Below are 9,342 nucleotides of genomic sequence, written 5' to 3'. Positions count from 1 at the left end.
TAGGACGACGGAAAGCCGCCGCCGACATCGACGATGTCGACCGTGACCGACGCGGCGACGATCGCCGCGCGGACGCGTTCCATCGCCTGCGCATAGGCGTGCGGCGTCATCGCCTGGCTGCCGACGTGAAAGCAGATACCGAGCGCATCAGCCGCCTGGCGCGTCGCCATCAGCAATTCGACGACTTCGTCGGCTTCGGCACCAAACTTGGCGGCCAGGCTGAGCTTGCTGTGGTCCGACGATACGCGCAGGCGCACGAGCAGGTTGAGGTCGGCAGCGCCCTCGGTCGCGCGGACGATCTTTTCCAGCTCGTCCATCGTGTCGAGCGAGAAGGTGCGCACGCCATGCTTCCAATAAGCTTCGGAAATCGCTTCCTCCGCCTTCACCGGATGCATGAAGCAGAGCGTCGCCTGCGGCAGGGTGCGCGCGGCAAGGCGAACCTCGGCAATCGAGGCGACGTCATAATGGGTGACACCCGAATCCCACAGCACGCGCAGCAGGTCCGGCGACGGGTTCGCCTTGACCGCATACATGGTCGTGCCGGGAAATCGCTCGATGAAGAAACGCGCCGCACGCCGCGCAGCGTGCGGGCGGACGAGCGTGACAGGTTCGACCGGCGAAAGTGCCTGAATCAGCCCGTGGGCGCTATGATGCTGGTGCAACGCAAGGGACCCCCAAAAATTAAACGGTAAACGACAAGGCTGCCTTGCGGTTATTGGAAGTCCCCCTGGGGCAGCGGAGGGCGATATATGCAGGGGGGTCCCCCCTGTAAAGACCCTATCGCGCAATTTTGTAACGCGGCGGTCACAGTCGCGCCGAAGCGGGCCCCACGCGCGGTAACCGGGGGACAGGCGCTCGATTTCGGGCTATTGCTCCCGGCCTCCTCCCTCGAAAGGACCGCGCTGCATGACCCCGCCTGCCGACGTGAATCATACGTTTAGCGATGCCGAGCTGGAAGAATTGATCGCGTTTGGCACCGTCGAATCGCACCGCGCGGGCGATCTGATCCTCGCCGAGGGGACGATGGCGCCCGACTGTATCGTGACCTTGTCGGGGCACACCGATATTTTCGTCCAGACCGACGAGGGAAGCCGCCGCGTCGGGTGGATGGAGCGCGGGCAGTTCGCGGGCGACCTGTCGGTGCTCACCGGGCAGCGGCACCTGTCGCGCGTCGTGATGGGGGCGGATGGCGAGATATTGCGCATCCCGCACGAGAGCTTTCAGCGGCTGATCGCGGGCAACAGCCATTTCTCCGACATTTTTGTGCGGGTGTTCGCGGCGCGGCGCGAGTTCGGTAACGTGCGCGGCTTCGCCGCGATCATCATCCTCGGCGCGGGACTCGACCGGAGCGTTTATGCGCTCCGCGACCTGCTGATGAAGCATGGCGTCGGGCACCGCTGGTTCGATCCCGCCGACGGCCCTGTCGCGGGGCATCTGATGGCCGAGCGCGGGCTGACCGAAGACCAGTTGCCCGCGGTGATCCTGGGCGCGACCGACATTTTGATCCAGCCGACCCCCGAAGAACTTGCGCAGGCGATGGGACTCGACCTGCTCCCCGACGGGGCAACCGCCGACGTGCTGGTGGTCGGCAGCGGCCCCGGCGGCCTCGCGGCGGCGGTTTATGCGGCGTCCGAAGGGCTGACGGTGATCGCGCTCGATTCGCTCGCACCGGGCGGGCAGGCGGGCACGTCATCGAAGATCGAGAATTACCTGGGTTTCCCGACGGGCATTTCGGGGAACGAGCTGGCCCGCCGCGCGACGGTGCAGGCGCAGAAGTTCGGCGCACGGATCGTCGCGCCCGTCCGCGCGGCGTCGATCGCCCGCGACGAGGACGCCTATTGCCTGCACCTCGCCGACGGCCGCAAGCTGCGCAGCCGGGCGGTGGTTGTCGCCAGCGGCGCGCAATATCAGCGGCTGCCGATCGAGGGGATTGAGGCCTATGAAGGGCGCGGAATCTATTATGGCGCGACGCCGATGGAGGCCCAGCTGTGCGGCAATGCCGAGGTCACGATTGTGGGCGCGGGCAATTCCGCGGGGCAGGGGGCGATCTATCTCGCGAGCGTCGCCAAAAAGGTTTATGTCATTTTCCGCCGCAAAAGCTTGCGCGATACGATGTCCGAATATCTGGTCAGGCGACTGGAGGAGCATCCGAATATCGAGATCATCGGGTCGACCGACGTGGTCGCGCTGCACGGCGAGGACCGGCTGGCGGGGCTCACCTACCGCTGCCGCGAAACGGGCGAGGAGGGGCATTGCGACTGCGGCTTCCTGTTCCTCTTCCTCGGCGCCAGCCCGAACACGACGTGGCTGCCGAAGGAGATGGTATGCGACGATCGGGGCTTCGTGAAAACGGGCACCGACATCGCGCCGCTCGAACTGGTCAGGGCGGGCTGGTCGCTCGACCGGATGCCGAGCCGCTACGAAACGAGCTGGCCGCGCATCTACGCCATCGGCGATGTCCGCAAGGGTTCGGTGAAGCGGGTCGCATCGTCGGTGGGCGAGGGATCGGTGGTGGTCAGCGACATCCACCAAGCCCTGGCCGAACTGGTTGCCCGATAGGCTTTCGCGGAGCGATGCGGCGGGAAGCTACCCCAGCCGCGTCTTGAAATCCTCGTAACCGAACTCGCGGATCAGCTTCAATTCGTCGCTTTCGCTGTCCCACAGCCAGATCGACGGCAGCGGCACGCCATTGAAGCTGTTCGTCTTGACCATCGAATAATGGGCCTGATCAAGGAAGGCAAAACGCTGGCCGATACGGGCACCGCCAGGCAGGCGGTAATCGCCGATAACATCGCCTGCCAGGCACGAAGGACCCCCGAGGCGGGTGGGGACGCCGTCGGCACCTTCGCCCAGCATCGCGGGCCGATATGGCGCCTCGATCACGTCGGGCATGTGGCACGTCGCCGAAATGTCGGTGATCCCGATCGGCATGCCATTGTCGAACAGGTCGAGCACCTCGCCGACGAGGATGCCGGCGTCGAGCGCGATCGCCTCGCCCGGTTCGATCATCACGTCGCAATCGGTCGCCGCCCGCACCTGTTTCAGGAATGCGATCAGGTCGTCGACCTGGTAATCGGCGCGGGTGACGTGGTGACCGCCACCAAAATTGAGCCATTTCAGCTGGCCGAAGAAGGGCCGCAACATGGGCTGCACCGCATTCCAGGTGCGTTCCAGCGGCGGGAAATCCTGCTCGCACAAGCTGTGCATGTGGATGCCGTCGACACCCTCCATATGTTCGGGCAACAACTGGCTGATCGGAAAACCGAGGCGGCTGCACGGCGCGGCGGGATCATATTTCGCGACTTCGCCCTCGCTGTGCATCGGGTTGATGCGCAGGCCGACGTCGAACGCCTCGCCCTTTGCGCGCAGTTCGTCGAGCAGCGGACGAAAGCGCGCAATCTGGCCGGGCGAGTTGAAGATCAGGTGATCCGACAATGCCGCAATTTCGGGCAGGTCGGCTTCCTTGTAGCCCGCGCAATAGGTCGCGACTTCTCCGCCATATTCGCCGCGGCCGAGCTTCGCCTCGTAAAGCCCCGATGCGCACACGCCATCCAGATAGTCTGCGACCGTCGGGCCCAGCGACCACATCGAAAAGGCCTTGAGCGCGGCCAGCACGCGCGCGCCCGACGCATCGCCGATGTGGCGCAGCAGCGCGAGGTTCGCGCGCACCTTGGCGGCATCGACGACGAACGCGGGTGAGGGGACACGGCTGAGGTCGAAGCGGGCAAAGGCTCCGGGATCGCCGGCACGGGTTTCCATGTCGCTACAAGCTTTCTGTCAGACCGCAATCGGTCCCTTGAAGATGAAAAACGCCCCCGCCGCAATCAGACCAAAACCGACGAGGTGGTTCGCCGTCAGCTTCTCACCGAGCCAGAAGACCGCGAACCCGGCGAATATGACCAGTGTGATGACTTCCTGCAAGGTCTTGAGTTCGGCGGCGCTGTAGACGCCGTAACCGATGCGGTTGGCGGGGACGGCCAGGCAATATTCAAAAAAGGCGATGCCCCACGCGATCAGCACCGCGAGCCACACCGGCCGCGACATATCGCCGAGGTGACCATACCATGCAAAGGTCATGAAGATGTTCGACAGGATCAGCAGCCCGATGGGCGCAAGATAGGCGGTCATGGCTGCTCCCAATCACAGCGGTCCGCGCCCCTGTTTCCGCAGGGGCGCAGTCGATTCAAAAATCCAGCGGCCCGTCAAGTTCCTTCACCTGCCACGGCAGACCATGCTTGTTCAGCATGTCCATGAAGGGATCGGGGTCCATCTGTTCCATGTTGAAAACGCCATCGCCCGACCACGTCCCGGTGACCATCATTGCGGCGCCGATCATCGCGGGAACGCCGGTGGTGTAGCTGACTGCCTGATTGCCGGTTTCGGCAAAGGCGTCCTCATGGTCGCAGATATTGTAAAGATAGAGCGTCTTTTCCTTACCGTCCTTGCCGAGGCCGGTCGCGATGACGCCGATGTTGGTCTTGCCCTTCGTCGTCTCGCCCAGGCTGGACGGTTCGGGCAGCACGGCTTTGAGGAATTGGAGCGGAACGATCTCGCGGCCTTCATAAATCACCGGGTCGATCCGCGTCATGCCGACGTTCTGGAGCACGGTGAGGTGGGTGATATAGGCCTCGCCAAAGGTCATCCAGAACCGGATGCGCTTGATTTCGGGCAGGTGCGTTTTCAGGCTTTCGATCTCCTCATGATACATGAGGTACATCGTCTTTTCGCCCACCGCCTCGAAATCAAATGTCTGTTTCACCGACATCGGCGGGGTTTCGACCCAGTCGCCATTTTCCCAGTGACGCGCCACCGCGGTCACCTCACGGATATTGATCTCCGGATTGAAGTTGGTCGCAAAATGCTGGCCGTGATCGCCGCCGTTGCAATCGAGGATGTCGAGCGTGTCGATGCGGTCGAAATGATGCTTTTTGAGCCACGTCGTGAAGACGCTGGTGACGCCCGGGTCAAAGCCCGAACCGAGCAACGCCATCAGTCCTGCTTCCTTGAAGCGGTCGTGATATGCCCATTGCCAGTGATATTCAAACTTGGCTTCGTCGCGCGGTTCATAGTTGGCGGTGTCGAGATAATGCGCGCCGGTCGACAGGCACGCCTCCATGATCGTGAGGTCCTGATAGGGCAGCGCGAGGTTGACGACATGCGTCGCGCCGATCGAGCGGATCAGCGCGGCGGTCGCGTCGATATGGTCGGCGTCCACTTCGGCGGTGTTGATCGTGACCCCGGTGCGTTGCTTGACCGATTCGGCGATCGCGTCGCATTTGAACTTGCGGCGGCTTGCCAATGTGATGTCGGGAAAGATGTCGGCGTTCATCGCCATCTTGTGCACCGCGACCGAACCGACGCCGCCTGCGCCGATCACCAGAATCTTGCTCATCGAAAATCTCCTGTCGCGGACCTTTGCCGCCTTGTCTTGTATGACCGGCCCTATAGGACGAAGCCATGACACAGCAAAGCCCCGATCCCCTGCTCGCCCCGAACCGGGCGCCGACGCTGGCCGGCGTCGAACGCGCCGCGGCAAAGGTCGCCGAACTTTTGCCGTTGACGCCGCTGCTGCCGATGGAAATCGGTGGCACGACGATCTGGTGCAAGGCCGAGTGCCTCCAGCCGGTCGGCGCCTTCAAGATTCGCGGCGCCTGGCACCGACTGACCGACCTGACGCCCGAACAGGCGGCGGCAGGGGTTGTGGGCGTATCGAGCGGCAATCACGCGCAAGGGGTCGCCTGGGCGGCAAAACGGCTGGGTATCCCGGCAACAATCGTCATGCCGAGCAATGCCCCGCAGATGAAGCTTGCGGCAACCCGCGCGCTGGGGGCCGAGGTCGTGCTTTACGACCGCGTCACCGAATCGCGCGATGCGGTCGCGGCCAAGCTGTTGGACGAACGCGGCGGGACGCTCGTCCACGCCTATGGCGATCCGTGGATCATCGAAGGGCAGGGCAGCGCCGGGATCGAGGCGCACGCCCAGCTGGCGGCGCGCGGCATCGCCGGTCCCGACCGGATCATCGCCTGTTGCGGCGGCGGCGGGCTGTCGGCGGGCCTCGCGCTCGCTTGTCCCTATGCCGATGTCGTGGCGGTCGAACCCGAAGGGTGGGACGATGTGACCCGATCGCTCGCCGCGGGCGCGATCATGTCGGTCGAGGATCTGTCCTATCCCACCGAATGCGACGCCTTGCAGACACCGCAGACCTGGCCGATCAATTTTGCGGTGCTCCAGGCGCGCGGCGTCCGCGGCGTGGTGGTGACGCGCCAGGAAGTGCGCCATGCGATGCGCCTGGCGTTCGAGAAGCTGCACCTTGTCGTCGAGCCCGGCGGCGCCGCGGCGCTCGCGGCAGTGCTCGCCGGAAAGGTCGAACTGGGCGATGCGACCCTGGTCACCCTGTCGGGGGGCAATATCGATCCCAGGCATTATGCGGAAATTCTTGCCGAATGACGGGATATTTGGTTCCCTCGGCGCGTTGGAAGCGGCGAAGGAGACTCACGATGACGAAACAAGCCCTGGTCCTGGCCGGCGCCGCTGCGCTGGCGTTGCTGAGCGGATGTGAGAAGGCCGAAGCGCCTGCGCCCGCAACGGGCGATACGGCAACGACCGAGGTTCCGGTCGAAACGGTCCCGCCCGAAGGCGCTGAGGCAACCGACCCGGCGACCGCGCCGCACCGCTTCGCCAGCTGGGCGGGCAAATGGACCGGGGTCGAGGGCATGTATGCCACGATCACGACCGCCGAACCCGGAAAATACAAGCTCGAAATGCAATCGGACCTCGACACAAAGGGGACCTATGACGGCGAAGACAGCGAACATGGGATCAAGTTCAAGCGCGGCAGCGAAGAGCTGAGCCTGCGCCGCGGCAGCGGTGACGAGACCGGCCTGAAATATCTGGCGGGCAAGAAAGAATGCCTGATCGTCAAGCAGGGCGAAGGTTATTGCCGCGATTGATCGGATGGTAAGCGGGGGCGGGGTATGAACGGGATCGTCCGGGCCGGTCGGGCCGATCAGGCGGCGCTGGTCGAAACGCTGGCGCAGGCGTTCCAGACCGACCCCGCGCTGTCGTGGATATTGCCCGATGCCGATCATCGCGCCCGCGCGCTCGGCGGCCTGTTTCGGACGCTCGTGCCCGCCGATATGCGCGCCGGACTGGCGCTGCGTTCCGGCGGCGACGAAGCCGCGGCACTATGGCGGGCGCCCGGACAGGCGCATAGCGGAACGCTAGAGTTTCTCCGCACCGTCGTGCCGCTGGTCGCGACATTCGGCACCGCGTTGCGGCGCGGATTGAAGGTGCAGGCCAGCATCGACGCGCATCGGCCAAAAGGTCAGTTCTGGTATCTCCACTATGTCGGCGTGCGCCGCGATCATCAGGGCAAAGGGCATGGCGGCCGTATCATCCGCGCACAGACCGCTGTTGCCGATGCCGCGGGACTGCCCTGTTGGCTGGAAACCGCGACCCCTGAAAATGTACCGCTCTACGAGCGGCTGGGCTTTGTCACCCAGGTCGAGTGGGATATCCCCGCAGGTCCGCATTTCTGGGGCATGATGCGACCTCCCTGCTGAGGCGTTCGTCAGGACGCCGGGCGCGTCGCGGTGAAGGAAAAGGCGATGTCGACCCCGGCCGCGATCGCGTCGGTGGCCGCCCATTCGCCCTGACCCACGCCGAAGGATGTGCGGTCGATGCGCGCCGTCCCGGAAACGCGCGCGCGGTCGCCGTCGATGCGCAGCGTGAAGCGTATCGTTGCCGGCTTGCTAACGCCGCGCAGGTCGAGCGTGCCGCGCGCTTCATAGCGCTCCCCGCCGAGGTGCCGGATATCGCGCGCGCTGAACACCGCGTTCGGTTGTGCAGGGACGTTGAAGAAATCGCTGCTCTTGAGCGAATCGTCGCGCTGCCCGTCGCCGGTGTCAGCCGATGCGAGGTCGACGGTCACACTTATGGTCGATTTGGCGAGCCCGTCAGGGCTGAAACGGATGGCGGCGCGCCAGCGGTTAAAGCTGCCGTTGACGGCCTCGCCATTCCAGCGCGCGGTGAAGCCAAGACGGCCGCCCGACGCGACGGTCCAGTCCGCAAGCGGCTGGGCAGTCGCTTCGGGCGTCGTTTCGGTCGTTTCGGCTTCGGGCGTTTCCTCGACCTTCGGTGTGGGAACCGAAGGCGCGGCGGGCTGGGCGACGGGTACGGCCGATTGCTTTTCTTCGACCCGCTGCGGCCGATCGGGATAGATGAGATTGCCCGCAGCGAAGGCCGCGCCGACAACCGCCAGCGCCCCGATCGCCGCGCCGACGGCCTTGCCGCGTCCAAAGGGGATCATCCGCTGGAGCTCGGGCTTGCCGAGCAGCCATTGGTGACGCAGCGCCCCCGCGACATGGAGCGCGAACAGCCCGATCGCGAGCCACGCCATCGCGCCGTGGATCGCCTCCGCGGGTTCGTGCCAGCTCCGACCAACCGGCAGGTGCGGCCAGGGAATGAGACCGTAGAGCAAAGTCGGCACCTGCACGCGCGCGGTCGAAACGAGCAGCCAGCCCGTTACGGGGCCGAGGATCATCACGAGATAGAAGAGCCAATGCACCGTGCTGGCGAGCGCGCGCGTCCAGGCCGGGCCGTCGGATGCGGGTGGGCGCGGTGTGAACAGGCGCGCGGCAAGGCGGGCGAAGCTGAGCAGCAGGATCGTGATGCCGACCGATTTGTGCAGTTGGTAGCGCGCGAAGAGTTCGGGACCGTTATTGCCTTCGAGCGCCCAGCCGAGCGCGATCTGGAACGCGAGCAGCAGCGCGATGAGCCAGTGAAGCGTGATGGCGGTATAGCTATAGCGCTGTGTCGGCATGATCATCTCTTCATCGTCGAGGCAGGGGCGTGTGCCGCACCATCGAGCGCCGGGTGGTCAATCGTCGAACCCGACGAACCGGACCGCCTGGTCGACTCTCTTACGGTTTGACACCACGGAATTGGCCGGAAAATCTTCATCGGGCCAGCCCATCGCGACGCAGATCATGATGACCTGATCGTCGGGGATATGGGCGTGTTCGCGCACGACAGGGCTTTGCATGATGCCCTGGCTGTTGATGACGCAGCCCAGCCCGCGCGACCAGGCGGCGTTGACCAACGCGTTGGTGACAGCGCCGCAGTCAAAGGGCGCGATGTCGCTGCCGAGCAGCACGCGGTCATAGGTCACGACGACGCTGACCGGCGCGTCGAACTGGCGGAAACCGCGCAGCACCCAGTCCTGCCGGGCGTCCTTGTCTTCGCGTTCGATGCCCATGGCACCGAACAATTGTTTGGCAATTTCGATCTGGCGGGCGCGATGATCGTCGGCGATGCCGTCGAAGCGGCGGAACTCGCGGCTGT

At 64.8% G+C, this 9,342-nt stretch carries 10 protein-coding genes; 4 read left to right on the top strand and 6 right to left on the bottom strand.

The genetic code is table 11. The features are described from left to right. On the bottom strand, positions 1 to 662 hold a 662-nt coding region (locus A3E77_RS04470; RefSeq protein WP_458574408.1), incomplete at its 3' end, for a type III PLP-dependent enzyme domain-containing protein. 244 nt (positions 663 to 906) lie between these two features. Between A3E77_RS04470 and A3E77_RS04465 the strand changes: the two genes are divergently transcribed. Continuing rightward, on the top strand, positions 907 to 2,559 hold the full coding sequence (locus A3E77_RS04465; protein WP_293643636.1) for an FAD-dependent oxidoreductase: 1,653 nt from the start codon (positions 907 to 909) through the stop codon (positions 2,557 to 2,559). A 27-nt stretch (positions 2,560 to 2,586) separates the two neighbouring features. On the opposite strand, the gene A3E77_RS04460 is transcribed toward A3E77_RS04465, so the two are convergent. The 3 genes from A3E77_RS04460 to A3E77_RS04450 are packed head-to-tail and all read right to left on the bottom strand — an operon-like array spanning position 2,587 to position 5,392. Continuing rightward, positions 2,587 to 3,759, bottom strand: coding sequence for a carboxynorspermidine decarboxylase (locus A3E77_RS04460; RefSeq protein ID WP_293643635.1), 1,173 nt, complete (start codon positions 3,757 to 3,759; stop codon positions 2,587 to 2,589). 18 nt (positions 3,760 to 3,777) lie between these two features. After that, positions 3,778 to 4,128, bottom strand: coding sequence for a DMT family protein (locus A3E77_RS04455; RefSeq protein ID WP_293643634.1), 351 nt, complete (start codon positions 4,126 to 4,128; stop codon positions 3,778 to 3,780). Between the two features lie 55 nt (positions 4,129 to 4,183). Beyond that, positions 4,184 to 5,392, bottom strand: coding sequence for a saccharopine dehydrogenase family protein (locus tag A3E77_RS04450; protein ID WP_293643633.1), 1,209 nt, complete (start codon positions 5,390 to 5,392; stop codon positions 4,184 to 4,186). A gap of 65 nt (positions 5,393 to 5,457) precedes the next feature. Between A3E77_RS04450 and A3E77_RS04445 the strand changes: the two genes are divergently transcribed. The 3 genes from A3E77_RS04445 to A3E77_RS04435 are packed head-to-tail and all read left to right on the top strand — an operon-like array spanning position 5,458 to position 7,562. Next, the gene (locus A3E77_RS04445) at positions 5,458 to 6,447 is read left to right on the top strand and encodes a threonine ammonia-lyase (RefSeq protein ID WP_293643632.1); all 990 of its coding nucleotides are present in this window, start codon (positions 5,458 to 5,460) and stop codon (positions 6,445 to 6,447) included. Between the two features lie 50 nt (positions 6,448 to 6,497). Continuing rightward, positions 6,498 to 6,950, top strand: coding sequence for a hypothetical protein (locus A3E77_RS04440; RefSeq protein ID WP_293643631.1), 453 nt, complete (start codon positions 6,498 to 6,500; stop codon positions 6,948 to 6,950). Positions 6,951 to 6,974: 24 nt separating this feature from the next. Continuing rightward, the gene (locus tag A3E77_RS04435; RefSeq protein WP_293643630.1) at positions 6,975 to 7,562 is read left to right on the top strand and encodes a GNAT family N-acetyltransferase; all 588 of its coding nucleotides are present in this window, start codon (positions 6,975 to 6,977) and stop codon (positions 7,560 to 7,562) included. Between the two features lie 8 nt (positions 7,563 to 7,570). Here the strand turns inward: A3E77_RS04435 and A3E77_RS04430 are convergent, their stop codons facing one another. Both A3E77_RS04430 and A3E77_RS04425 read right to left on the bottom strand, forming a co-directional pair. Next, positions 7,571 to 8,821: a YceI family protein gene (locus tag A3E77_RS04430; RefSeq protein WP_293643629.1), complete on the bottom strand. Its 1,251-nt coding sequence runs from the start codon at positions 8,819 to 8,821 to the stop codon at positions 7,571 to 7,573. 57 nt (positions 8,822 to 8,878) lie between these two features. Then, on the bottom strand, positions 8,879 to 9,342 hold a 464-nt coding region (locus A3E77_RS04425; protein ID WP_293643628.1), incomplete at its 5' end, for a nitroreductase family protein.

Source organism: Sphingopyxis sp. RIFCSPHIGHO2_12_FULL_65_19 (assembly GCF_001830555.1).
Lineage (GTDB): Bacteria > Pseudomonadota > Alphaproteobacteria > Sphingomonadales > Sphingomonadaceae > Sphingopyxis.
The sequence above is the reverse complement of the archived record's forward strand: the minus strand, read 5'-3'. Positions and strand labels throughout refer to the sequence as shown.

Coding starts and splice junctions, on each gene's coding strand:
- A3E77_RS04465 (WP_293643636.1), top strand. CDS start 907: ATGACCCCGCCTGCCGACGTGAATCATACGTTTAGCGATGCCGAGCTG.
- A3E77_RS04460 (WP_293643635.1), bottom strand. CDS start 3,759: ATGGAAACCCGTGCCGGCGATCCCGGAGCCTTTGCCCGCTTCGACCTC.
- A3E77_RS04455 (WP_293643634.1), bottom strand. CDS start 4,128: ATGACCGCCTATCTTGCGCCCATCGGGCTGCTGATCCTGTCGAACATC.
- A3E77_RS04450 (WP_293643633.1), bottom strand. CDS start 5,392: ATGAGCAAGATTCTGGTGATCGGCGCAGGCGGCGTCGGTTCGGTCGCG.
- A3E77_RS04445 (WP_293643632.1), top strand. CDS start 5,458: ATGACACAGCAAAGCCCCGATCCCCTGCTCGCCCCGAACCGGGCGCCG.
- A3E77_RS04440 (WP_293643631.1), top strand. CDS start 6,498: ATGACGAAACAAGCCCTGGTCCTGGCCGGCGCCGCTGCGCTGGCGTTG.
- A3E77_RS04435 (WP_293643630.1), top strand. CDS start 6,975: ATGAACGGGATCGTCCGGGCCGGTCGGGCCGATCAGGCGGCGCTGGTC.
- A3E77_RS04430 (WP_293643629.1), bottom strand. CDS start 8,821: ATGCCGACACAGCGCTATAGCTATACCGCCATCACGCTTCACTGGCTC.